Raw genomic sequence first — 23379 nt, forward strand, 5'->3', positions numbered from 1 at the left:
TCACTTGGGGATCAAGGACTCTTTCCGGTACATCTTCCCAGGTCGAAATGACCCGAAGGAGGACGTGCGGCCGTGACCGACACACCTGCCGGAGCCCCGCTCCCCGGCGCCCCCGGCGCCACCGGGCCCCGCGACGTGGTGAGCGTCGCCGAACTGCTGGCGCGTCACTCGCGTGCATCCCACGCGTCCTCCGACGGCGCGGGTCCGCTCACCGGGCCCGTCCTGTCCGTCGGTGACCTGCTGCGCCGAGAGGGGCGTCCCCCGGTGGCCGACGGCGCGGCCGCCGACGCCGCGTCGGCCGGTGACATCGCCGCCGCGGGTGCCCCGGGCGGCTGGGGGGACATCGACCTCCCGCAGCCCCGCGCCGCGGCCGGCGCCGACGGCTGGACCGGCCGTCAGGTGTCGGGTCGTCGTCGTGCCGGTGTGGTCGCCGGCGCGCTGCTCGCCGCGGGCTCCGTGCTCGGCGCGGCGCTCTACAACGGCGTCGGCACCGAGAACTCCGACGCGCGCGCCGCCGCCGACGGCCTGTTCCCCGGCTTCGGCCTGCCCACCGCGGGCGACACCCCGGACACGCTGCCCGCCCAGTACCTCCCGGCGAACGTGGCACTGAGCTCGCCGCTGCCGGACGCGCCCGCGACCGCCCCCGGCGCCACCGACTGGATGGCCGTCGCCTTCGGTCCGCAGCAGCCGGCGCAGGCCGTCGCGGCGGGCCGCGCCCCGGGCACCGCCGCCGGGCCCGCCGTCGCGGTCCCCGCGCCCCGCACGCCCACCTCGCCCTCGACCGGGAACCCGGGCACCGGGGCCCCGTCGTCGCCGGCGGTCCCGGCTCCGCGCGGCTCCGGTGGGACGGGCTCGCCGCTCGCCCCGATCGTCGCCCCGATCAACAACCCGGACCGGCCGTCCGCGGGCAACATCCTCGAGCCCGTGACCGGCACCCCGCCGTCGCGCGGCGGGACCAGCACCGGCCCGATCCAGGACGTCACCGAGAACGTCCGCCCGGTCGGGGACGCCGTCGGTGGCGTCGTCGCCCCGGTCGCGCAGGCCGCGGCACCGGTCGGGAAGACCCTCGGCGGTGCCGTGTCCCCCGTGACCGAGGCCGTCCGCCCGGTGACGAAGGCGGTCAAGCCCGTCACCCGGCCCCTCACCGACACCCTCGAGCCGGTGACGACGCCGGTGCTCGGCGCGCTGTCGCCGGTCACCGAGCCCGTCCTCAGGAGCACGGAGCCGCTCACCGGCCCGGTCCTGAAGGCGGCCGAGCCGGTCACCGGGCTCCTCGACACCTCCGCGAAGAAGGCCACCGCGGACACCGGTTCCTCGTCCTCGGACGCCACCCAGCCGCTGCAGGCCGTCACGAAGCCCGTGGGGCAGGTGGCCGGCACGGTGACCGAGCCGGTCGGGGGCGCCCTGTCCGGCGTGACCGAGCCGGTCGGCGGGGTGCTCGGCGGCGTCACGAAGGGCGCGGGCGGGCTGCTGGGCGGCTGACGCCCCACCCACGACGACGCCGCTTACACGAGCCTCCTGTCGGAAGCCCAGCGGGACAGCTCGTGCCGGTTCGACGTCTGCGTCTTGCGCAGCACGCTCGACACGTGGGTCTCCACCGTCTTCACGGAGATGAACAGCTCCTTCGCGATCTCCTTGTAGGCGTAGCCGCGGGCCAGCAGCCGCAGCACGTCCCGCTCCCGCTTGGTCAGCTGGTCGATCTCCGGGTCCACCGGCGGTGCCGCACCGGGCCGGTCGGAGAACGCGTCCAGCACGAACCCGGCCAGGCGTGGCGAGAAGACCGCGTCACCGGCCCGTACGCGTCGCACGGCGTCGGCGAGGTCCCGGCCCGAGATCGTCTTCGTGACGTAGCCGCGGGCGCCGGACCGGATCACCGAGATGACGTCCTCCGCGGCGTCGGACACCGACAGTGCCAGGAACACCGACTCGGTGCCCGCCGCGCGCGCCCGGCGCAGGATCTCCGCGCCCCCGCCGCCGGGCATGTGCACGTCGAGCAGCACCACGTCCGGCGCGAGGTGCCCGACGCCGGCCACCGCCTCGTCGACGGAGCCCGCCTCACCGACGACCTCCAGCACGGGGCTGCGCCCGTCGCCACGGTCCAGCTCGGCGCGCACGCCGGACCGGAACAACGCGTGGTCGTCGACCAGGTAGACCCGGATACCGGTGTCGCCCGGACCGGCCGGTGTCCCCGGCACGTCGGCGGTGGTCATGCCGTCTCCTTCTCCGTCAGCGGCATCGACAGCCGCACCTCCGTACCCTCCCCGGCCCCGGTGCGGATCCGGACCGTGCCGCCGTGGCGGCGCATCCGGGCGTGCACCGAGTCCGCGAGGCCGTGCCGGTCGTCGGACACCGCATCCGGGTCGAAACCGGTGCCGCGGTCCCGCACGAACACCTCGGCCGCGCCCGGCCCCTCGTCCGAGGCGGGCTCGACCTCGACGTAGACATCGACCTCGGACGTCCCCGAGTGCTTCGCCGCGTTCACCATCGCCTCGCGTGCCGCCAGCACCAGGGCGCGCAGGTCGTCGTCGAGCTCGGCGTCACCGACCAGCACCGGGCCGACGGCCACCGCGTAGGTGTCCTCCACCTCGCCCGCGACGCGCGTGATCGCCGCCGACAGCAGCGTCTCCACGGCGTCCGGGCTGCCGCCGCCGCCCCGGGCGCGTCCGCCCGGCCCGTAGAGCCAGGCACGCAGCTCCCGCTCCTGGCCGCGGGCCAGCCGCTGCACCTCGCGCGGGTCGCCGGACTGGCGCTGGATCAGCGCGAGGGTCTGCAGCACCGAGTCGTGCAGGTGCGCGGCGATCTCGGCGCGCTCGGCGGCGACCGCGCGGGCCCGGCGCTCCTCGCCGAGGTCGCGCACCAGCCGTACCCACCAGGGGACGGTGAGGACCGCGACGCCCAGCAGCGTCGCCAGCGCCGCGAGGATCCCGAACCTCACCTGGCTCAGGTCCAGGTTGCCGAGCAGGAACACCGCCAGCCCGGTCAGGACGAGCGCGGCGCCGAGCACGGTGCGGGCCAGCGCCGCACGACCGCCCGTGACGCGGCTGCGGGCGTCGCGTGCCCACCGCCGTCGCTGCGCCTCGTCGGCCTCCCGCCACACGACGGCCGCACCGACCGTCGCCAGCCCCAGCGGGCCGGCGATCCAGCCGAGCACGGCCGAACCCGAGGTCGCCGCGACCAGCGACAACCCCAGCCCCAGCGTCAGCAGCCCGGCGGCCTGTAGGCGTTCGGACCGGGTGACGGTCCGCTCGACGACGGCGGCCTCCTGCCGCAGGAACACCCACAGCAGGCCGTAGGCCAGGACCCCCGCCCAGCCGAGCAGGGTCAGCGCGACGAAGGCCGCCCGGATCCAGCGGACGTCGACGCCGAGGTGGTCGGCCACCCCGCCCGCGACGCCGCCGACCATCCGGCCGGAGCGGCGCCGGGTCAGCGGGACGCGTGCACCGGGGCGCGGCGGTACCGGGCCGCCCGGCCGCGGGGGGACGGCGTCTCCGGGCGGCGGGGGCACCGGGCCGGCGGGCACGGGCACCGTCGGCCCCGGTCCCCCGTCGGCCCCGGGCCCGGCAGCTCCGGACACGGTCGCCCCGGGGGCGGCGGCGCCGGGCAGCGCGGCACCGGGCAGCGCGACACCGGGCGACGGGGCCGCCCACGGAGCGTCGGTGGGCCGCGTCGGCGCGTCCGCCGCCCCCGGTGCGGTACCGGTCGAGGGGTCCGAGCTGTTCACGACCCCATCGTCACACGACCCGCGCCGGATCCCCTCGGGATCGGGACCGGGGTCCTCTCGGGGTTCTCCCCGAGACGCCGGGGCCCGCCCGGACGGCAGGCTCGACGCCATGAACCAGACGCAGCTGCCCGGGAGCGGCCGACCACCGTCGGCGTCGTCGACGGCCCGGAACACCATGCGCGACATGTGGGACTCCCGGCCCCTGCGTCCGCGCGACGACCGCAAGCTCGCCGGTGTCTCCGCCGCGATCGCGCGCCGCTACGAGATCGACCCGACGCTGGTCCGGGTCGGGTTCGTCGTCGCCGCGATCGTGGGCCCCGGCATCCCGCTCTACCTGGCGGGCTGCGCGGTCCTGCCGGACGCCGGCCCGCCCGGCAGCCCCGTCCCGCCGCGCAGCGGACCGTCCTCCGCGCTGTCGGTGACGCTGCTGGTCCTGGCCGCGCTGCTGGCCGTCCCGCTGGTGCTGTCCGCCGACCGCGTCATCCCCGCCGTCGTCACCGTCGCGCTGCTCGTCGCGCTGCACGTGACCCGGGGGAACCGGCCCGGGGCCCGGGAGGCCGCCGCGTCGCCGACACCCGTGGTGCCGTGGGTCGCGGACCCGCACGCCCCCACCGTGGCGCAGGTGACGCCACCGGCTTGGGACCCGCTCGGCGCCGCACCGTTCGCCTGGGACCTGCCCGAACCGGGCCCGGAGCCGGGTCCGCCCCCGGCGCCCCGCTCGATGCTCACACCGATCACGCTGGCCGTGTCGCTCGTCGTCGCGGGGATGGTGGGGGTGCTCGCCCTGGCCGCACCGGGTGCGGTGCCGGCCTCGGCCGTCCCGGGGGCCGCGCTCGCCGTCGTCGGGGTCGGGCTGGTCGTCGGCGGGCTGCGGCGCGCCGGACGCTGGCTGGTGCCGTTCGCGGTGCTGCTCGCACTCGTCACGGCGGCCACCATCCCGCTCAACGACGCCGTCGGACCCGACGGCTGGGCCGTGCGCGGCGGCGTCGGGGAGACCGTCGAGGCCCCCGCGACCGTGGCGCAGCTCGCCCCGGAGTACCGGCGCGGCACCGGTTCGGTCCAGCTCGACCTGACCCGCCTCGACCTCACCGCGACGCCCGGCGCGACCGGACCGGTCCGCACCCGGGCCGAGGTCGGCGCGGGCGCGGTGGAGATCCGCGTCCCGCGCGACGCCGACCTGCTCGTCCGCAGCTCGGTGGGCACCGGCGACCTGACCGTCGACGGGCAGACCCGCACCGGGCAGGACGTGGACCTGACCGTGAACGACCCCGGCCCGGACGGACCCGGTGGCCGGGTGCTGGAGCTCGACCTGCGGGCCGAGCTGGGAACCGTGGAGGTCACCCGTGGATAGCTCGCTCGCCCGTCGCGCCGACCCGTTCGCCCTCGTCGCCGGGGTCCTGTCGCTGCTGGTCGCGGTGTGCGGGGTCCTCGGGATCGCCCCGTGGGAGGTCGTCGACCTGCGCTGGGTGCTCGCCGGGACCGCCGTTGTGGCCGGGATCGCATTCCTGATGGCGAGCGTGCGTAACTCCCGGGCCACATCGGACGACTGAAGGGGCATCACGGGAGCCGGCGGGCTGGGGAGCGCCGCCGGACCCGCCGCCGCCCGCGTGGCAGCGGTGTCCGACGGGGGTCGGACACCGCGAGGCCCGGGCTGGCCGGGGCGGGGCCGAGACATCGGCCCCGCCCCTGTTACGTCAGGCCCCGGTCACTCCCACTCGATGGTGCCCGGGGGCTTGCTCGTCACGTCGATGACGACCCGGTTGACCTCGGACACCTCGTTGGTGATCCGGGTGGAGATCCGCTCGACGACGTCGTAGGGCAGCCGGGTCCAGTCCGCGGTCATCGCGTCCTCGCTGGACACCGGGCGCAGGACGATCGGGTGGCCGTAGGTGCGGCCGTCGCCCTGCACACCGACGCTGCGGACGTCGGCCAGCAGCACCACCGGGCACTGCCAGATCTCCCGGTCCAGCCCGGCCGCGGTCAGCTCCTCGCGGGCGATCGCGTCCGCGGCCCGCAGCGTCTCCAGCCGGTCCCGGGTGACCTCACCGATGATCCGGATGCCCAGGCCGGGGCCGGGGAACGGCTGGCGGGCGACGATGACCTCGGGCAGCCCCAGCTCGGCACCGACCATCCGGACCTCGTCCTTGAACAGCGCACGCAGCGGCTCGACCAGGTCGAACTCGATGTCGTCGGGCAGACCGCCGACGTTGTGGTGGCTCTTGATCACCGCGGTGCCGTCGCCGCCGCCGGACTCGACGACGTCGGGGTAGAGCGTCCCCTGGACCAGGAACCCGACGTGGTGGTCGGCGACCACCTCCGCCGTGGCCGTCTCGAAGACCCGGATGAACTCCCGGCCGATGATCTTGCGCTTCTGCTCGGGCTCGGTGACCCCGGCGAGCGCGTCGAGGAACCGGTCGGCGGCCTCGGCGACGTGCAGGGTCGCGCCGGTGGCGGCGACGAAGTCCTTCTCGACCTGCTCGCGCTCCCCGGACCGCATCAGCCCGTGGTCGACGAACACGCAGGTCAGCCGGTCACCGATGGCGCGCTGGACGAGCGCGGCGGCGACGGCGGAGTCGACCCCGCCGGACAGCCCGCAGATCGCGCGGCCGTCGCCGACCTGGGCACGGATCGCCTCGACGGTCTCGTCGATGATCGACGCCGTCGTCCAGGACGGGCGGATGCCCGCGATGTCGTGCAGGAACCGGCGCAGCACCTCCTGGCCGTGCGGCGAGTGCCCGACCTCGGGGTGGTACTGCACGCCGGCCAGACGCCGGTCGGTGTCCTCGAACGCGGCGACCGCGACCCGGTCGGTCGACGCGGTGACGGTGAATCCCGCGGGGGCGGCGGTCACCGAGTCGCCGTGGCTCATCCACACCGGGTGCGTGCGGGGCAGGCCCTCGTGCAGCGTGCCGGGGGTACCGGTCAGCGCGACCTCGGTGCGGCCGTACTCGCGGGTGCCGTCGTGGGCGACCTCGCCGCCCAGCGCCCGGGCCATCGCCTGGAAGCCGTAACACATGCCGAACACCGGGATGCCGGCCTCGAACAGCGCCGGGTCGACCGCGGGGGCGCCGTCGGCGTACACGCTCGCGGGGCCGCCGGAGAGGATCACCGCGGCGGGCTCGCGGGCCACGATCTCGGCGACGGGCAGGGACGCGGGCACGATCTCGGAGTAGACGTCCGCCTCGCGCACGCGACGGGCGATGAGCTGCGCGTACTGGGCGCCGTAGTCCACGACGAGGACGGTCGGGGTCTGCACACGACCAGGGTAAACGGGCGATCCAGGTCACCCGTCGTCCGTACCGTCTCGTCGATCCTGATGATCCCCGCCGGCCGCGGGCGGTACGGCGTAACGGCGAGGCCCGGTTGCTCCGATGGGGGGAGGACGGCACCGTACGACCTGGAGGCACCCCGATGGCCACCACCCCGACCGGCCACACCACCGGCACCGGCGACACCCCCGCCGACCCGGCCGTCGACGGCGCCACCACCACGACCGCCGCGCCGCTCGTCCCCGCCCAGCGCTCCGCGCCGGAGCAGGAGACCCGCCCGGCCGCCGGCACGCTCGGCACCGGCGCGCTCGGGGTGGACGCGCTGGGCCTCGGGGCGCTCGGCACCACCGGGCTGCTCGGCGGGAGCCCGGCCCCGGTCGCCCCGGCGCAGGCACCCGCAGCGCCCCCCGTCGACGAGCCCGCGGTCGCGGAGCCGGTCCGGGAGTCCGCGGAGCCGGTTCCCGGGGCCGCGGTCGTCCCCCGGGCCCGCGCGTTCCGGACCCGGATCCTGCCGGTGTTCCTGTGCGCCGCCGCCACCGGTACCGCGGCGATCGCCGCCGCGGGCCTGATCATGACCCCGTCGGCGACCTCGCCGCTGCCCACCCCGCGGACCGTGACCGCCTCCGGCGCGACGGTGCCGCAGGGCCCGCCGCTGCCGCAGGCCGTCGCGGCGTCGCTGGTCGGGTCCGCCGCCGGGACCGGGCTGCGGGCCGGGGACCCGGTCGTCGCGATGACCGCCTGGCGCGACAACGGCGGGCTCACCCACCTCACCGCGATCGGCGACGGCTTCACCCGCGTCGCCGACGCCGCGGGCCGTCAGGACGCGGTGGCGCTCGCCGTCGCCTGCGGGCGGCTGCAGGCCGCCATCGACGCCGCACGGGCCCACGACGCCTTGCCCGACGCCGTCGCGCAGACGTCCTGGACCGCGCTGCTCGACCACGGCACCGCCGCCGCCACCGCGGGGACCTCCGGGGCGCTCGCGCTGGACCCCTCGCAGCTGTCGGTCTTCACCGCGCAGGCGAACCTGGTGCGCGACGACCTGACGGCCGTCACCGACCGCGTCCGCGCCGTCCTGGCGGGCTGAGCCTCAGTCCTCGTGCCGCCCGCGCGAGCGCAGCGGCGGCGGCTGCACCGACCCGAGCAGCGCCCGCAGGTCCGCGGCGCTCGCGGCGCGGCGCCCCAGGTCGACGGCGACCGTCGGTGCGATGTCGCGCAGCCGTCCGAGCAGGGCCGGGTCGGCCAGGTCGTACCGGCCGTCTGCGGTCCCGGTGACGATCGCGTCCGGGCGCAGCGCCCGCACCGCCTGCGGGTCCGGGCTGCGGTCGTCGCCGACCGCGTCGACACCGTCGAGCGCCCCCGCGCAGCCGACCAGCTGGGCGCCCAGCTCCAGCAGCAGCTCCCCCACCCGGGGGTCGGTCGCCACCACCCGCACGACCGGTCCGCGCAGCGGCACCGGGGTCCCGGTCGCGTCGACGAAGGCTCGTCCACCGCCCATGGCGGCTCCGGCGGTGGGGCGGCTCATCGGCGGGCTCCTCCTGGCTGACGACGGCGTCGCCGTCGAACCTACCGCGCGAAACCCGCTCGACCCGCGCGGCGACAGGCGCCTAGCGTGGCCCGCCGTGACCAGCCCGACCGAGACCCGGATCCGCCGCGCCCTCACCAACTGCTCCAAGGGGGAGGCGACGCGGATGGTCCTGCCCGCGTGGGTCCGCGACCTGGACCCCGACCGGCTCGACGACGTCCGCGGCTGGCGTGACCCGAAGGCCCCCGACCGCGGGGTGCTGCTGGTCCCCACCGACGACGGCCCGGCCGGTGTCGTGCTGCGCGCCGCCACCGGCGCCACCCGCGCGGCGGCGATGTGCGCGCTGTGCCGGACCACCCACACCGTCGGCGGGGTCGCGCTGTTCGCCGCCCCGCGCCGCGGCGCGAAGGGGCGCCAGGGCGACACCGTCGGCACCTACATCTGCGCCGACCTGGCCTGCGCCGAGCACGTCCGCGTCGAGACGGCGACGGCCGCGCTCAAGCCGGCCCCCGGCACGACCGTCGACGAGCGACGGGCCGGGCTGCGGGAGCGGGCCGCGGAGTTCGTGGCGGCCGTGACCGCCGAGGGGTGACTCAGGTACGCAGGTTCAGCCCGACCCGCTGGAACTCCTTGAGGTCGGAGTAGCCGGTCTTCGCCATCGCCCGCCGCAGCGCACCGAACAGGTTCGTCGTGCCGTAGGGGCTGTCGGTCGGCCCGAACAGCACCTGCTCCAGGGTCCGCCCGGACCGCGCGAGGCCGGTGACCTCCGAGCGCGGCAGCGACGGGTGCGCCGCCGAGGAGGTCCAGTACAGCCCGCCCGCGGGGGCCTCCGCGGCCTCGGCCAGCTGCTCCCCGAGCATGACCGCGTCGGCGCCGCAGGCCACGGCACGGGCGATGTCACCGGAGGTGCCGATGCCGCCGTCGGCGATCACGTGCACGTACCGGCCGCCGGTCTCGTCGAGGTAGTCGCGGCGGGCCGCCGCGGCGTCGACGATCGCGGTCGCCATCGGGACCCCGACCCCCAGCACCTCGTCGGTGGTGGTGGAGGTGGACTGCCCGTACCCGACGATGACGCCGGCGGCGCCGGTGCGCATCAGGTGCAGCGCGGTGCGGTAGTCCCCCACCCCGCCGGCGACGACCGGGACGTCCAGCTCGGCGATGAAGTCCTTGAGGTTGAGCGGCTCGCCGTCCGAGACGTGCTCGGCGGAGATGATCGTGCCCTGCACGATGAGGATCTCGACGCCCGCGGCGAGCAGCGCCGGGGTGAGCTCACGCGCGCGCTGCGGGCTGACCCGCGCCGCCACCGTGTGCGAGCCGTCGCGCAGCGGGCGCAGCGCCTCGGTGATCAGGTCCTGCTGGATGGGGGCCTGGTGCAGCTCCTGCAGCAGCGCCACCGCGGAGTCCGGCTCGTCGCCGGTCGCCGCCGCGACGACACGCTCCAGCGCGCCCTTCGGGTCGGTGTGCCGGGCCCACAGGCCTTCGGCGTTCAGCACCCCCAGCCCGCCGAGCTCGCTGATCCGCACCGCCGAGTCCGGCGACACCACCGCGTCGGTGGGGTGGGTCAGCAGCGGGATGTCGAAGCGGTAGGCGTCGAGCTGCCAGGCCGTCGAGACGGCCTTCGAGCTGCGGGTCCGCCGCGACGGGACGATCTCGATCTGGTCGAGGTCGTAGGCACGACGGGCCTCCCGGCCCATCCCGATCTCCACGAGGTCACGCACGGGCACCACCCTAAGCGGCGCTGCTCAGGATGGTGCTGGGGCCCCCGTCACTACCGGGCGGCGTAGTTCGGGGCCTCGACGGTCATCGTGATGTCGTGCGGGTGGCTCTCCTTGAGACCGGCCGCGGTGATCCGCACCAGGCGCGCCTGCTGCAGGTCCGGGATGGTCTGCGCGCCGACGTAGCCCATGCCCGAGCGCAGCCCGCCGCCGAGCTGGTGCACGACCGAGGACAGCGGCCCGCGGAACGGGATCCGGCCCTCGATGCCCTCGGGGACGAGCTTGTCCTCGCTGAGCACGTCGTCCTGGGCGTAGCGGTCCTTGGAGTAGGACCGGCCCGCGGCACCGGCACGGCCCTGCATGGCGCCGAGCGAGCCCATCCCGCGGTAGGTCTTGAACTGCTTGCCGCCGACGAGCACGACCTCGCCGGGCGACTCCGCGGTGCCGGCCAGCAGCGAGCCCAGCATGACCGTCGACGCGCCGGCCGCGATGGCCTTGGCGACGTCGCCGGAGTACTGGATGCCGCCGTCGCCGATGACCGGGACGCCGGCCGGGGCGCACGCCCGGGTGGCCTCGTAGATCGCGGTGATCTGCGGGGCGCCGACCCCGGCGACGACGCGGGTGGTGCAGATCGAGCCCGGCCCGACGCCGACCTTCACCGCGTCCGCGCCCGCCTCGACGAGCGCCCTGGCGCCCTCGTAGGTGGCGACGTTGCCGCCGACGACGTCGACGTGGTCGCCGACCTCGGCGCGCAGCTTCGCGACGGTCTCCAGCACCCGGCGGGAGTGGCCGTGCGCGGTGTCGACCATCAGGACGTCCACACCGGCCTCGACGAGCTGCATCGAGCGGGCGTAGGCGTCGTCGCCGACCCCGACCGCGGCGGCGACGACGAGCCGCCCGTCCGGGTCCTTGGTCGCCAGCGGGTACTGCTCGGTCTTGTTGAAGTCCTTGATCGTGATGAGGCCGCGCAGCATGTCGTCGCCGTCGACGATGGGCAGCTTCTCCAGCTTGTGCCGGCGCAGCAGGCCCAGCGCGGCCTCCGCGGTGACGCCGACCTTGGCCGTCACCAGGGGCGCGCGGGTCATGACCTCCGACACGGGCCGGTCGGTGTCGACCTCGTAGCGCATGTCGCGGTTGGTGATGATCCCCACCAGCCGGCCGGTCTCGTCGGTCACCGGCACACCGGAGATCCGGAACTTGGCGCACAGGGCGTCGACGTCGGCCAGCGTCGCGTCGGGGCTGCAGGTCACCGGGTCGGTCACCATGCCGGCCTCGGACCGCTTCACGACCTCGGCCTGGGCCGCCTGGGCGTCCGGGGAGAGGTTGCGGTGCAGCACGCCGAGACCGCCGGCGCGGGCCATCGCGATGGCCATCCGGGACTCGGTGACGGTGTCCATCGGGGACGAGACCAGCGGCACCTGGACCCGCACCCGGCGGGTCACCTGGCTCGACGTGTCGGCCGAGCTGGGGATCACGTCCGACTCGGCGGGCAGCAGCAGCACGTCGTCGAAGGTCAGTCCGAGCATCGCGAACTTGTCCGGCAGGCCGCCCATCTCGCTCGTCATCTCTCCGGGGCTCCTCTTGCGGTCGAAGCAGTGTTGTCGAGGCGGTGCGGTCGACGCTGACGGCGGGCTCCCGCCGCAGGCCGCCATCGTACGTCCACCACCCCGGGGTGGGCCGGGGCCCGACCCCCCTGCACCGGTACCGTGTACGCCGTGTCACCAGAGGCGCTGCCACCGGACCCGTTCGCCGGAGACCCGGATGACCCTGCGCTCTCGATGCAGGCCTACGACGACCGTGGTGACGGCCCGTGGCCGGGTTCCGGTGACTCCGATGTCCCCCCGTTGAACGAGACCGACCGCGGCGAGATCCTGGCCGACCTGGCGGACCTCGCCGTGTACCAGGCGCTGCTGGCGGGCCGTGGCGTCCGCGGGATCGTCGTCGACTGCGCGGACTGCGGCGAACAGCACTTCCACGAGTGGAACCTGCTGCGCGCGAGCCTGCAGCAGTTGCTCGACGAGGGCCGGATGCGGCCGCACGAGCCGGCCTACGACCCGGACCCGGCGTACTACGTCACGTGGGAGTACTGCCGCGGGTACGCCGACGCGACCCTCGCCGACTGAGCGCGGCACCCCGGAGACATACGACGGGCCCCGGAGGAGATCCTCCGGGGCCCGTCGCCGTGCTGCGTGCCGGACCGCGTCAGTTCGGTGTGCTGCTCACCGCACCGGTCGTCGTCGACGACGGCGGGGGCGTGGTGTCGTCCGAGGGGTCGGCCTGTCCCTCCCCGGCCGCGGTGGGCCGGGTCGTGGGCGCCGTCGTCGGCGTCGTCGGGTCCGCCTGGCCCTCCGTCGTCGGCGAGGTCTCCGACGGCGACGGCGACGTCGTGGGCGACGTCTCACCCGGCCCGTTCAGCACGGACGGGTCGGTGGTGCCCTCCGGGGAGGTCGGGCCGCCCGGGGTGGTCGCTCCCTGCGTCGGACGCGGGTCCGGCGCCGGGGTGTCCTCGTCGCCCTCGGAGACCGGGGGCGGCGGGGCCGGGGTCCCGTCGCGCAGCGGCGACCGTGGGTCGGTCGGCGTGCCCGGCGGGGTCTCGGCGACCTTCTGGCTCAGGAAGCGGTTCTGCTGCTCGAAGTCGTTGCGCAGGTCGGGCGCGGTGCGGTCCACCAGCGGGCCGAGCGCGGCGAGTTCCTGCTGCGCACCGACGGTGTCCCCGGCGGCGAGTTTGGCGTTGACCCGCTCGATGCCCTCGCGCAGCGTGGTCGCGGCCTGCACCTGTTCGGCGCGCTCGCTGTAGAGCACCCGGGAGACACCCCACAGGGCGTCGCCCGGCTGGGCCTCGTGCGCACTGATCGAGACGACGGCCAGCGCACATGCCGCGACCGCCGCGGCGGCGACGAGCGGACGCAGGAAGGAGACCTTCCGCGACGGCTTCGCCGGCTGCAGGATCTGCACGGCCTCGTCGGTGTCGAGGAGCTGCGGGATCGGGTCGCGCTCGACCTCGTCCTTCCAGGACGAGAGCATCGCGGTCAGGTGGTCGTCGACGTCGTAGCCGCGCCGGCCGGGGCCGGACACGCCGAGCCCGGAGGACAGGGCGTTGATCAGCTCGTCGTCGGCCTGGAGCTCGACGAGGTCGATCGGGCCGTCGTCCTCGACGCCGTCGAGGTCGTCCCACTCGTCGGCGCGGGCGGCGTGCCGCTGCACGGCCGGCTGCGGGACGGTGCGCCCGTCGAAAGGCACCGGGTGACCCCGGTGCCCGAGCGGATGCGAGTGGCCGTTGGTGTGGCCGTTGGTACGGGGAGGGCGGGGCTCGCCGAAGCGGCCACGCGTCACCGGTGCGGGCGGGCGCTCCCAGCCCTCACCGGGCGGCGGGGGGAAGCCCGGACCGTGCGGACCCTGGTCACGCATCCCGGACCACCTCCTCACTCATCATCTTCCTCAGCCGGGCCAGCGCCCGGTGCTGGGCGACGCGGACGGCGCCCGGGGTGGAGCCGACGGCTGCCGCGGTCTCCTCCGCGGACAGACCCACGACCACGCGCAACACGATGATCTCCCGATGCTTGTCCGGAAGGATCTCCAGGAGCTTGGACATCTCCTTCGACAGTTCCACCTGCAGGGCCCGGGACTCCGGACCGTCGGACGACTCCATGCGGTCCGGCACGTCGGCCATCGGTTCCGAGCGGTTCCGGGACGCAGCCCGGTGCGCGTCGATGACCTTGTGGGACGCGATGCCGTAGACGAAGGCGAGGAACGGGCGACCCTGCACCCGATACCCCGGCAACGCCGTGAGCACGGCCACGCAGACCTCCTGGGCGACATCGTCCGCCGAGACGGACCCTCGGTCGGTCCCCAGACGGGCGCGGCAGTAGCGCACGACGAGGGGCCGAATCATGGCGAGAACGCGCTCGACCGCGGACCGATCGCCGGCCATGGCCGCTTCGATCCACTCGTCGGGAACGTCTCTTGATTCACTCATCGTGGGGAACCGCCCAGGCGTTACGAGCTTCCAGCAGTGTCATCCGATCGTGGAGGCAACCCGCGTTCACGCAGGTGGGATCGGCTCGGATCCACCGTATCCGAGCGGGGCTCGCCGACGGGAGTCGCTCCATGTCAGATCAGACGATCGTGCACTGTTCCGGGTTGCGCGGGGCCACGCCGGAACACGGCCACGGGGCGACCACGGTCGGCGAGCGGTTCGTCACCCACCGCAGATTTGCGGTCACCGGACACAGTGAAGATCGTCCGCGCCCGATCACCGGCCGTGGACCGCCCGGCGCGGGTCGCGCCCGGTTCGGCGCGGAGTCCGGACGGGTCGCCGTGGGGTCGCGGGGCTGCGGCGGCGCATGTGACACCAGGGACGAGAGGGACGACGGAGGTCGATTCCCGGCGTCCCCCCGACCGCTCGTCGGACGAGGGCCGATCGGACGCGGACGGTTACGGCGTCCGGCGGATCCGTCATCGGTCCCGCCGAGGCGGCCGCGCTCCGGCGGGGTCCGGTCGCGGGGAGCACGACCGGCGTCCCGTCACCGGGCGCCGGGCCGGCCGGAGCCGGTCGGGGCGGGGGTCCCGGGCGTGGTGCCCCGGGTGCGGGCCGCGGGGGTCTGCAGCGGCCCGGGTGCGTGGGCCGGACACGGGGATGTCCGGGCGTGGAGCCGGACCGCGGGGGTCGGTCCGGCTCACGATGCCCACCCGCGGGCGAGTGGGTGGAGCGGCCGGTTCGGGGTCGGTCGCTCGGTGGTGCGTTCTCGTGCCGTTCCGGGTGGGGGCCCGGTCAGGACACCAGGCCGCGCCGGAAGCCGTGGGCCACGGCCTGTGCGCGGTCACGGACGCCGAGCTTGCGGAACAGCCGGCGGGCGTGGGTCTTCACGGTGTCCTCGGAGAGGTAGAGCTCGCGGCCGATCTGGCCGTTGCTCTTGCCCTGGCTCATCCCGCGCAGCACCTGGAGCTCACGCTCGGTGAGCTGGACCCCCGGGTCGGTGGGGACGCGCGGGGTCGGCACCGAGGTGCTGGCCAGGGTGTGTGCCAGCGCGGCGACCAGCTCGGGACGCGAGGCGTCCCAGCGCAGGTAACCGCGTGCCCCACCGGCGATGGCGGCGGCGATGCTGCCGGCGTCGTCCGGGGCTCCGAAGACGATGACGTTGGCCTGCGGGTGGGCGGCCACCAGTCGCCGGGTGGCCTCCACCCCGGTGGGCACAGCACGCTGCGTCCCGACCAGGACGACGTCGACGGACTGGCGGGCGTAGCGGGCGAGGAGCTCGTCCCCGTGGGCGACGCAGTCGATGCGCTGGACCCCCGGGACCGCGGACATGACGCGAGTCAGTCCCTCGCGGACGCTGCGACGATCGTCGCAGATGAGTACCGTCGTCACGACGATTCCTTCCTGCAGCTTCCTGCAGCCGGGTGATTCATCACCCTCCGAATCGGCGGGTGACACTCTCACCTTGACACGGTCGGGGCGATTTTGTGCCCTCCGTTCGGCGCTCTGACCCACGTGCATCAGCGTCATGTGGGTGAAGCGTCGCCGAATGGAGTAATCCGTACGGTACATCGTCCGGGCCCGGCTCCGGGCACTACTCCCGCAGCAGTTCTCGCCCGCTACGGTCACTTCGCGTATAGAGGACGCTCACCGTGTGCAACACCGCATGTCGGCGACCCTCCGCACCCGCTCGGCGACTGCGCGTATCGAATGGTGACGCTCCGGCGTGTCGCGCTCCGGCGACCGGTCCGGAACCGGCCTCCGGTATCGCCCGATCGGCCCCGCGGCGCCCGCGGTGCGGCCGAGCGGGTACGACATCCGGACCACCTCCGGCCGGGTCCGGTGCCCCGTCCGGCCCCGGTGCCGGCCCGGTGAGGTCGGACCGGGCGAGCAGCGCAGGGCGGTGCAGCGGTAGCAGTCCGTGTACGAGCGCGTCCGCGGCCACCGCGTCCAGCTCGGCGACGACGTCCGCCGGGTCGTGCCCCGCCACCCCGGCGGCGACCGCCCGGACCAGGCGGCTCTTGAGCACGTGCCGCGCGGACCCGAGCGCCCGCGCCCCGGCCAGCGCCTCGTCGGCGGCGGCGAGCGCCGCGGCCGGGTCGCCCGCGACCAGTGCGGTCTCCGCGGTCACCCAGCCGTGGCGGACCCGGGTGCGGTGGCCGTGCGGGCCGCACCACGGCCCGGCCCGGCGCAGCAGCACGGCGGCGGTCGCGGCGTCGAGGCGGCCGAGCGCGTCGGCGGCGAGCCCGGTCAGCGCGTCGGCGACGGCCGCGGCGCGGCCGAGGCCCCACGGCCCGGGGTCGCCCGGGGTCACCGCGCCCGGCAACACCAGCCGGAGCGCGGCGCCGTCGAGTGCGGCCGCGGCGCGGTGCCCGCCGAGCTGGCGCAGGTGCGAGGCCCGGGTGACGGTCGCGTGCGCCCGCGGCACGACCCCGGTCGACGGGTCGCGGCGCACCCCGTCGAGGAGCGCGGCCGCGGCCGCGTAGTGCCCGGAGCCGCCCCGGGCGACGGCGGCCGCCCACCGCAGCTCCGCCGGCCCGTCCGGGCGCGCCGCCGCGGCCACCACCCGGTCCGTCGCCGCCCCGGCGAGCAGGGCCCGGACCTCCGCCGACGGCGCCCGCCGTGCACCACCCTGTCGGACGTGCACCATCGTTCACCTCGAATCAGGTTTGCGGCCGCCATGGCCAGGGAATCTGAGCGTCGTCAGGTTCGATAGCGAAGGCAGGTGACGAACATGGCGGACATCCGGAGGCTTCCCGGCCCGGTCGCCGACATCTACGACTGGCAGATGGAGGGAGCCTGCCGGGGGATGGACAGCGCGTTCTTCTTCCATCCCGAGGGTGAGCGAGGTCCCGCCCGGGCCCGTCGTGAGACCCGAGCGAAGCAGGTCTGTTCGGAGTGCCCCGTGGTGCAGCAGTGCCGCGAGCACGCACTGAAGGTGCACGAGCCCTACGGCATCTGGGGCGGCCTGTCCGAGTCCGAGCGGGACGCGATCATCCGCGGTCCGCGCCGCACGCTCAAGGTCGCCGCCGAGGCGACCGTCCAGCCGGTGGAGATTCACACCGCCTAGAGAGCCCCGACCGGCGGGGGCTCCCATCTCCCGCCGGACGGCACACACTTCCTGCCCCGCAACGCACAACGGCGGGCGACCCGAGGGTCGCCCGCCGTCGTCGTGCTCGGACCGGATCAGTGACCGTGACCGTGCCCGTGGCCACCGGCCGGGGCCGGGTCGGCCTTCTCCGGCTTGTCCACCACGGCGCTCTCGGTGGTCAGCACCATGCGCGCGATGGACGCGGCGTTCTCCACCGCCGACCGGGTCACCTTGACCGGGTCGATGACGCCGTCGGCCAGCAGGTCGCCGTAGGAGCGGGTGGCCGAGTTGTACCCGGTCCCCCAGCCGCCCTCGGCGACGCGGGACACGACGATCGCGCCCTCGTCGCCACCGTTCTCGGCGATCCAGAACAGCGGCGCCGACAGTGCCCTGCGGACGATCGCGACACCGGTCGCGGCGTCACCGGTCAGGCCCAGCCCGCCCTCGAGCTCGGCCGCGGCGTGCACCAGCGCGGAACCGCCGCCGGGGACGATGCCCTCCTCGACCGCCGCACGGGTCGCCGCGACGGCGTCCTCGATGCGGTGCTTGCGCTCCTTGAGCGCGGTCTCGGTGGCGGCACCGGCCTTGATGACCGCGACGCCGCCGGAGAGCTTGGCCAGGCGCTCCTGGAGCTTCTCCTTGTCCCAGTCGGAGTCGGACTCCTCGATCTCGCGCTTGAGCTGCGCGACACGACCCTCGACGTCGGCCTTGGAGCCGGCGCCCTCGACGATCGTGGTGGCGTCCTTGGTGACGACGACGCGACGCGCGCGGCCCAGCAGCTCGAGCCCGGCCTCGTTCAGCTTCAGGCCGACTTCGGGGTTGATGACCTGACCGCCGGTGGCGACCGCGAGATCGTCCATGAACGCCTTGCGGCGGTCACCGAAGAACGGCGACTTGACCGCGGCGACCTTGACGGTCTTGCGGATCGAGTTGACGACCAGGGTGGACAGCGCCTCGCCCTCGACGTCCTCGGCGATGATCAGGAGCGGCTTGCCCTCGCCGAGCACCTTCTCCAGCAGCGGCAGCAGGTCCTGGATGGACCCGATCTTGTCGCGGTGCAGCAGGATGTACGGGTCGTCGAGCGCCGCCTCCATGGACTCGGAGTCGGTGACGAAGTACGGCGACAGGTAGCCCTTGTCGAACTGCAGACCCTCGGTGATCTCCAGCTCGGTCGAGAGGGTGGAGCCCTCCTCGACGGTGATCACGCCGTCCTTGCCGACGGTGTTGATCGCCTGGGCGATCAGGTCGCCGATCTCCTGCTCGCGCGAGGCGATGGCGCCGACCTGCGCGATGTGGCTCTTGGCGTCGACCGGGGTGGCCTTCGCCAGCAGCACCTCGGAGACCTTGGCCGAGGCCGCGGCGATGCCCTGGCCCAGCGCGAACGGCGCCGCACCGGCGGCCACGTTGCGCAGACCCTCCTTGACCAGCGCCTGGGCCAGCACGGTGGCGGTGGTGGTGCCGTCACCCGCGACGTCGTTGGTCTTGGTCGCGACGGTCTTCGCCAGCTGCGCGCCGAGGTTCTCGTACGGGTCCTCGAGGTCGACCTCACGGGCGATGGTGACGCCGTCGTTGGTGACGGTCGGGCCGCCGAACTTCTTGTCGATGACGACGTGCCGGCCGCGCGGGCCGAGCGTCACCTTCACCGCGTCGGCGAGCTGGTTCACGCCGCGCTCGAGCGCGCGACGGGTCTCCTCGTCGAAGCTGATCTGCTTCGCCATGTCTTGTTCTCGCTGCCTCTCGGGATACTCGGGTTCTCGGGGGAGAGACGCGACCGCCCCGGTGCGGGCCACCCGTGAGGGTGGACCACCCGGGGCGGTACGTCAGGCGGTGCCTCGCGTCAGTTGACGACGGCCAGCACGTCGCGCGCGGAGAGGATCAGGTACTCCTCGCCGTTGTACTTGACCTCGGTGCCGCCGTACTTCGAGTAGATGACGACGTCGCCGACGGCCACGTCGAGCGGGACGCGGTTGCCGTTGTCGTCCACCCGGCCCGGGCCGACGGCCAGGACCTTGCCCTCCTGGGGCTTCTCCTTGGCGGTGTCCGGGATGACGATGCCGGAGGCGGTGGTGGTCTCCGCCTCGCTGGCCTGGACGACGAGCTTGTCCTCGAGCGGCTTGATGTTCGCCACGACGATGACCTCCCCTTCCTGGGGTGAATCCGGTGTCACGGGTTCTCTAGCGGTGTCAGCAGCGCGCATGTGGCGACTCCCGCCCCGCCGTCGCGGGTGCCGGGGCGGAGGTCGTCCGCCGCGCGCGTTGGCACTCTATCCATGAGAGTGCCAGAAGCCGAGCGGGGGCTCAACCGCGCCGTTCGGGCGTGTCGGGAGTTCCCGTTCGTCGCCCGTTGTTCACGTGCTCGTCGGCGGGCGGCCCGGTGTCACTCGATCGGGAGCGTTGCACTGCACATCGTGGTCACCTCCCGCCGTTCGCTGCTGCGCGCCGGACTCACCGCCGCCGCCGTCACCGCCGCCGCACCCCTGCTGCCCGGCGCCGCCGCCGCGGCGCCCGGACCCGCCCCGGCCCGGCCGCCGGGCGACCCGTTCGGGCTCGGCGTCGCCTCCGGGGAACCCGATCCGACCTCGGTCGTGCTGTGGACCCGGCTCGCCACCGACCCCGTCGCCGAGGACGGCCTGGGCGGGCTCGGGAACCGGGCCACCGACGTCGAGTGGGAGGTCGCCGACGACGAGCGCTTCACGCGGGTCGTGCGTCGCGGCCGGGTCCGCACCGGGCCGGACGCGGGTCACAGCGTGCACGTCGAGGTGCCGGGCCTGCGCCCCGGCCGGGACTACCACTACCGCTTCCGCGTGGGCCGCACCGTCTCCGACGCCGGCCGCACCCGGACCGCGCCCCCGCCGGCGTCGATGGCGCCGGTGCACATGGCCTTCACCTCCTGCTCCCAGTTCGAGCACGGGTGGTTCACCGCGTACCGGCGGATGGCCGAGGAGCGCCCGGACGTGCTGCTGCACCTGGGCGACTACATCTACGAGTACCCGGCGAAGGACTACGTCGCGCCCGGCGGGAACGTGCGCGACCACGCCGGCCCGGAGACGACGACGCTGGCCGGCTACCGGCAGCGACTGGCCCAGTACCACGCCGACCCCGATCTGCAGGCCGCGCACGCGGCCGCGCCCTGGCTCGTCGTGTTCGACGACCACGAGGTCGAGAACAACTGGGCCGGCGACGTGCGGGAGCTCCCGCTCGACCCGCCAGGGGACTTCACCGCCCGCAGGACCGCCGCGTTCCGCGCCTACTGGGAGAACATGCCGCTGCGCGCCGCCCAGCGCCCCCGCGGCGCGGCCATGCGGCTGTACCGCCGCGTCGGATGGGGCGGGCTGGTCACCTTCCACATGCTCGACACCCGCCAGTACCGCGGCGACCAGCCCTGCGGCGACGAGTTCCGGACCGACTGCGCGGAGCGCACCGACCCGGCCCGCTCGCTGCCCGGGTCGGCGCAGGAACGCTGGATCGCCGACGGCTTCGCCCGCTCCCGCGCCCGCTGGGACGTGCTGGGCCAGCAGGTGTTCTTCTCCCAGGTCGACTTCACCCCGGGCACCGGGCGCGGCTTCAACCCCGACGCGTGGGACGGCTACCCCGGCTCCCGGGACCGCGTCGTCGACTCCTGGACCGCGGCCACGCAGCGCGGCCGCGCGCGCAACCTCGTCGTGCTCACCGGCGATGTGCACGCGCACTGGGGCGCCGACGTGAAGCGCCGCTTCGACGACCCCGCCTCGCCGGTGGTCGGCACCGAGCTGGTGTCCAGCTCGATCACCTCGGGCGGCGACGGCTCGGAGAAGCAGAACGGCTCCGACGCCGTCCTCGCCGAGAACCCGCACATCCGGTTCCACAACAACCGCCGCGGCTACGTCAGCACCCGGTTCACCGCGGACCGGATGGAGGCCGACTTCAAGGTGGTGCCGTTCGTGAAGCGGCCGGGTGCCCCGGTGCAGACCCGCGGACGGTTCGTGACCGAGGACCGGCGGCCGGGCCTGCGACCGCTGTAGCGGAGTAGGTTCGGACGCGTGGCTGACCTGGTTCTCGGCGCGAACGTCTTCGGCTGGACGGCGGACAGGGAGACCTCGTTCGCCGTCCTCGACGCGTTCGTCGCCGCCGGCGGACGGATGATCGACACCGCGGACTCCTACATGTGGCGCGCGCCGGGGAACTCCGGCGGCGAGTCCGAGACGATCCTCGGCGAGTGGATGGCCGCCCGCGGCAACCGCGACGCGCTGCACCTGGCGACGAAGGTCGGTGCCCTGCCGGGCCGCGAGGGCCTGTCGGCGGAGAACATCGCGGCCGCGGCGCGGGACTCGCTGCGCCGCCTGGGCACCGATCGGATCGACCTCTACTACGCCCACCGCGACGACGAGGCGACCGCGCAGGAGGAGACCCTCGACGCGTTCGACGCCCTGGTCCGCGAGGGGCTGGTCCGCGAGGTCGGCGCGTCGAACTTCTCCCCGGAGCGGCTGCGGTCGGCGCTGGAGATCTCCGCGCGCGACGGGCTGACCGCGTTCAGCACCATCCAGCCGCACTACAACCTCATGGAGCGCGACGCCTTCGAGGCGGGTCTGGCCCCGCTCGCGGAGTCGGAGGAGCTGGCCGTCCACCCGTACTACGGGCTGGCCAAGGGCTTCCTGACCGGCAAGTACCGGCCCGACTCCCCCGCCCCGGAGGGCCCGCGCGCCGAGGGCGCGGCGGCGTACCTGGACTCCCGCGGCCGCGCCGTGCTGGCCGGGCTCGACGAGATCTCCGCCGGCTACGGCGTCCCGGTCCCCGCGGTCGCCCTGACCTGGCTGGCCGCGCAGCCCGCGGTGACCGCGCCGATCGCGAGCGCACGCACCGTCGAACAGCTGGAACAGCTGCTGCCGATGCGCACCCTGGAGCTGACCGACGACGAGCTGCGCCTGCTGTCCTACCTGTCCGCGACGTCCTGAGCGGCCTTCCGCACGCGGTCGCGGCGCATCGTGTGGGCGTCGGCCATCGACGGCCGGTAGTAGCGCCTGCGCAGCCCGACCACGGTGAACCCGTGGCTCTCGTACAGCGTGCGGGCCGGGACGTTGTCGGTGCGCACCTCCAGGAACACCGTGGCCGCCAGCTCGTCGGCGACGGCGAGCAGCCCCCGCAGCAGCGCGCGGCCGATGCCGTGGCCCTGCCACGCCGGGTCGACGCCGATCGTGTGCACCTCCGCCTCGGCCATCGGCGGCCCGGCGACGACGGCGAGCCCGGCGTAGCCGACCAGCTCGTCACCGGCCCGGGCGGCGAGGTAGAGCTGGCCGGAGGAGACGGCGTCGCGGAACGCCTGCGCGCTCCACGGGTCGTCCCCGGGGAACAGGATCTCCTCCAGCTCCGCGCAGCGCGCCGCGTCGGCCCGGTACAGCGGGCCCAGCGAGACGGTGGCGTTCACGCGGTGACGCGCTTGCGGCCGGTCGGCGGGGCGGCGTCGGGGCGGCGCAGGTAGAGCGGCTCGACCGGGGCGGGGGCCCGGCCGGCGAGCAGGTCCGCCGCGGCGACGCCGACCAGCCCGTCGACGGTCGGGGCGCCGGGGCCGCCGATCTCGCGGCCGAGCCGCTGCGCGAACGCCGGATCGCCCACCACGGTGCCGATCGCCAGCTCGTCCAGGCGCGCGGCCAGCGCCTCCGGGGCCTCGACGGCCGGGCCGGTCAGCCTGCGGACCGAGCGGGCGTCGGCGGGGTCGGACGCGTCGTAGGCGGCCCAGTAGACCTCCGTGCGCCGGGCGTCGGTGACGACCAGCAGGTTCCCGCCGGTGTGCAGCCCCCAGGCGAGGGCGTCGTGGGTGACGACGCCGTGCACCGGCACGTCGAGGGCGTGGCCGAGTGCTGTGGCCGACGCGATCCCGACCCGCAGCCCGGTGAACGGGCCCGGACCGGCACCGACGACCACCGCCCCGACCTCGGCGAGCGCATGACCCGCCTCGGCGCACAGCGCACGGACCGCGGGCATCAGCAGCTCGCCGTGGCGGCGGCCGTCGTGCGCGCGGGCGGCGAGGGTCCGCGGCCCGTCGGGGCCGAGGTCGACGAGACCGGCGGTGACGACGGTCGTCGCGGTGTCGAGGGCCAGTACCAGCACGC

23 protein-coding genes are annotated in these 23379 nt (G+C 75.1%); 9 read left to right on the plus strand and 14 right to left on the minus strand.

All coding sequences use genetic code 11. The features are described from left to right. Positions 1-72: 72 nt before the first annotated feature. On the plus strand, positions 73-1482 hold the full coding sequence (locus ZF1_RS23070) for a hypothetical protein (protein WP_482638328.1): 1410 nt from the start codon (positions 73-75) through the stop codon (positions 1480-1482). 23 nt (positions 1483-1505) lie between these two features. Here the strand turns inward: ZF1_RS23070 and ZF1_RS23075 are convergent, their stop codons facing one another. Next, positions 1506-2210 (minus strand): LuxR C-terminal-related transcriptional regulator, encoded by a 705-nt coding sequence (locus tag ZF1_RS23075; protein WP_073576423.1) that lies wholly within the window; start codon positions 2208-2210, stop codon positions 1506-1508. Continuing rightward, on the minus strand, positions 2207-3526 hold the full coding sequence (locus tag ZF1_RS23080) for an ATP-binding protein (RefSeq protein WP_482638746.1): 1320 nt from the start codon (positions 3524-3526) through the stop codon (positions 2207-2209). Before ZF1_RS23080 ends, ZF1_RS23075 begins: the two co-directional genes overlap by 4 nt. A 304-nt stretch (positions 3527-3830) precedes the next feature. Here ZF1_RS23080 and ZF1_RS23085 point away from each other — a divergent pair, with 304 nt between their 5' ends. Both ZF1_RS23085 and ZF1_RS23090 read left to right on the plus strand, forming a co-directional pair. After that, positions 3831-5072, plus strand: coding sequence for a PspC domain-containing protein (locus ZF1_RS23085; protein WP_482638329.1), 1242 nt, complete (start codon positions 3831-3833; stop codon positions 5070-5072). Further along, positions 5065-5271: a hypothetical protein gene (locus ZF1_RS23090; RefSeq protein WP_073576424.1), complete on the plus strand. Its 207-nt coding sequence runs from the start codon at positions 5065-5067 to the stop codon at positions 5269-5271. The genes ZF1_RS23085 and ZF1_RS23090 overlap by 8 nt, the downstream gene beginning before the upstream one ends. A gap of 155 nt (positions 5272-5426) precedes the next feature. On the opposite strand, the gene guaA is transcribed toward ZF1_RS23090, so the two are convergent. Continuing rightward, positions 5427-6977: a glutamine-hydrolyzing GMP synthase gene (gene guaA, locus ZF1_RS23095; RefSeq protein ID WP_062397738.1), complete on the minus strand. Its 1551-nt coding sequence runs from the start codon at positions 6975-6977 to the stop codon at positions 5427-5429. A 155-nt stretch (positions 6978-7132) separates the two neighbouring features. Here guaA and ZF1_RS23100 point away from each other — a divergent pair, with 155 nt between their 5' ends. Then, positions 7133-8074, plus strand: coding sequence for a hypothetical protein (locus ZF1_RS23100; protein WP_337825550.1), 942 nt, complete (start codon positions 7133-7135; stop codon positions 8072-8074). 3 nt (positions 8075-8077) lie between these two features. On the opposite strand, the gene ZF1_RS23105 is transcribed toward ZF1_RS23100, so the two are convergent. Beyond that, a complete protein-coding gene (locus ZF1_RS23105) occupies positions 8078-8512 on the minus strand; it encodes a substrate-binding domain-containing protein (RefSeq protein ID WP_157818339.1) in 435 nt (144 codons plus the stop codon). A gap of 97 nt (positions 8513-8609) precedes the next feature. On the opposite strand from ZF1_RS23105, the gene ZF1_RS23110 reads away from it, so the two are divergent. After that, a complete protein-coding gene (locus ZF1_RS23110; RefSeq protein ID WP_073576428.1) occupies positions 8610-9104 on the plus strand; it encodes an FBP domain-containing protein in 495 nt (164 codons plus the stop codon). Position 9105: 1 nt separating this feature from the next. Here the strand turns inward: ZF1_RS23110 and ZF1_RS23115 are convergent, their stop codons facing one another. Both ZF1_RS23115 and guaB read right to left on the minus strand, forming a co-directional pair. Beyond that, the gene (locus tag ZF1_RS23115) at positions 9106-10230 is read right to left on the minus strand and encodes a GuaB3 family IMP dehydrogenase-related protein (protein ID WP_073576429.1); all 1125 of its coding nucleotides are present in this window, start codon (positions 10228-10230) and stop codon (positions 9106-9108) included. A gap of 50 nt (positions 10231-10280) precedes the next feature. Beyond that, positions 10281-11792: an IMP dehydrogenase gene (gene guaB / locus ZF1_RS23120; protein ID WP_073576430.1), complete on the minus strand. Its 1512-nt coding sequence runs from the start codon at positions 11790-11792 to the stop codon at positions 10281-10283. A 150-nt stretch (positions 11793-11942) separates the two neighbouring features. Between guaB and ZF1_RS23125 the strand changes: the two genes are divergently transcribed. Then, a complete protein-coding gene (locus ZF1_RS23125) occupies positions 11943-12350 on the plus strand; it encodes a DUF5319 domain-containing protein (protein WP_073576855.1) in 408 nt (135 codons plus the stop codon). A gap of 79 nt (positions 12351-12429) precedes the next feature. Here ZF1_RS23125 and ZF1_RS23130 read toward each other — a convergent pair whose 3' ends face one another. From ZF1_RS23130 to ZF1_RS23145, 4 genes are all read right to left on the minus strand, one after another. Further along, complete coding sequence (locus tag ZF1_RS23130; protein WP_337825549.1) at positions 12430-13467, minus strand: anti-sigma-D factor RsdA; 1038 nt, start codon at positions 13465-13467, stop codon at positions 12430-12432. A 160-nt stretch (positions 13468-13627) separates the two neighbouring features. Next, positions 13628-14203, minus strand: coding sequence for a sigma-70 family RNA polymerase sigma factor (locus ZF1_RS23135; RefSeq protein ID WP_073576432.1), 576 nt, complete (start codon positions 14201-14203; stop codon positions 13628-13630). A gap of 795 nt (positions 14204-14998) precedes the next feature. Continuing rightward, positions 14999-15595 carry a response regulator transcription factor gene (locus tag ZF1_RS23140; RefSeq protein ID WP_010225624.1) on the minus strand — a complete coding sequence of 199 codons (597 nt, stop codon included), beginning with the start codon at positions 15593-15595 and terminating at the stop codon, positions 14999-15001. Between the two features lie 202 nt (positions 15596-15797). Then, positions 15798-16853, minus strand: a complete 1056-nt coding sequence (locus ZF1_RS23145; RefSeq protein ID WP_482638330.1) for a hypothetical protein — start codon at positions 16851-16853, stop codon at positions 15798-15800. Between the two features lie 84 nt (positions 16854-16937). On the opposite strand from ZF1_RS23145, the gene ZF1_RS23150 reads away from it, so the two are divergent. Then, positions 16938-17273, plus strand: coding sequence for a WhiB family transcriptional regulator (locus ZF1_RS23150; RefSeq protein WP_062403765.1), 336 nt, complete (start codon positions 16938-16940; stop codon positions 17271-17273). A gap of 116 nt (positions 17274-17389) precedes the next feature. Here ZF1_RS23150 and groL read toward each other — a convergent pair whose 3' ends face one another. Then, complete coding sequence (groL, locus tag ZF1_RS23155) at positions 17390-19012, minus strand: chaperonin GroEL (protein ID WP_178376004.1); 1623 nt, start codon at positions 19010-19012, stop codon at positions 17390-17392. 119 nt (positions 19013-19131) lie between these two features. Next, positions 19132-19422, minus strand: coding sequence for a co-chaperone GroES (gene groES / locus ZF1_RS23160; protein ID WP_020623960.1), 291 nt, complete (start codon positions 19420-19422; stop codon positions 19132-19134). 279 nt (positions 19423-19701) lie between these two features. Between groES and ZF1_RS23165 the strand changes: the two genes are divergently transcribed. After that, a complete protein-coding gene (locus tag ZF1_RS23165) occupies positions 19702-21294 on the plus strand; it encodes an alkaline phosphatase D family protein (RefSeq protein ID WP_482638331.1) in 1593 nt (530 codons plus the stop codon). 18 nt (positions 21295-21312) lie between these two features. Next, positions 21313-22224, plus strand: coding sequence for an aldo/keto reductase (locus ZF1_RS23170; protein ID WP_482638332.1), 912 nt, complete (start codon positions 21313-21315; stop codon positions 22222-22224). Here the strand turns inward: ZF1_RS23170 and rimI are convergent. Both rimI and tsaB read right to left on the minus strand, forming a co-directional pair. Next, entirely contained in the window at positions 22203-22694 is a 492-nt protein-coding gene (gene rimI, locus ZF1_RS23175) for a ribosomal protein S18-alanine N-acetyltransferase (RefSeq protein WP_251784381.1), read from the minus strand. The genes ZF1_RS23170 and rimI overlap by 22 nt on opposite strands. Next, positions 22691-23377 carry a tRNA (adenosine(37)-N6)-threonylcarbamoyltransferase complex dimerization subunit type 1 TsaB gene (gene tsaB, locus ZF1_RS23180; RefSeq protein WP_482638333.1) on the minus strand — a complete coding sequence of 229 codons (687 nt, stop codon included), beginning with the start codon at positions 23375-23377 and terminating at the stop codon, positions 22691-22693. The genes rimI and tsaB overlap by 4 nt, the downstream gene beginning before the upstream one ends. Between the last annotated feature and the right edge of the window lie 2 nt (positions 23378-23379).

This window comes from Pseudonocardia sp. ZF1 (assembly GCF_056835605.1).

What these genes read in the sequence shown, in the direction of transcription:
- ZF1_RS23150 (WP_062403765.1), top strand. Translation starts at nt 16,938, where the DNA reads ATGGCGGACATCCGGAGGCTTCCCGGCCCGGTCGCCGACATCTACGAC.
- ZF1_RS23085 (WP_482638329.1), top strand. Translation starts at nt 3,831, where the DNA reads ATGAACCAGACGCAGCTGCCCGGGAGCGGCCGACCACCGTCGGCGTCG.
- groL (WP_178376004.1), bottom strand. Translation starts at nt 19,012, where the DNA reads ATGGCGAAGCAGATCAGCTTCGACGAGGAGACCCGTCGCGCGCTCGAG.
- ZF1_RS23100 (WP_337825550.1), top strand. Translation starts at nt 7,133, where the DNA reads ATGGCCACCACCCCGACCGGCCACACCACCGGCACCGGCGACACCCCC.
- ZF1_RS23145 (WP_482638330.1), bottom strand. Translation starts at nt 16,853, where the DNA reads ATGGTGCACGTCCGACAGGGTGGTGCACGGCGGGCGCCGTCGGCGGAG.
- ZF1_RS23105 (WP_157818339.1), bottom strand. Translation starts at nt 8,512, where the DNA reads ATGAGCCGCCCCACCGCCGGAGCCGCCATGGGCGGTGGACGAGCCTTC.
- ZF1_RS23075 (WP_073576423.1), bottom strand. Translation starts at nt 2,210, where the DNA reads ATGACCACCGCCGACGTGCCGGGGACACCGGCCGGTCCGGGCGACACC.
- guaB (WP_073576430.1), bottom strand. Translation starts at nt 11,792, where the DNA reads ATGACGAGCGAGATGGGCGGCCTGCCGGACAAGTTCGCGATGCTCGGA.
- ZF1_RS23135 (WP_073576432.1), bottom strand. Translation starts at nt 14,203, where the DNA reads ATGAGTGAATCAAGAGACGTTCCCGACGAGTGGATCGAAGCGGCCATG.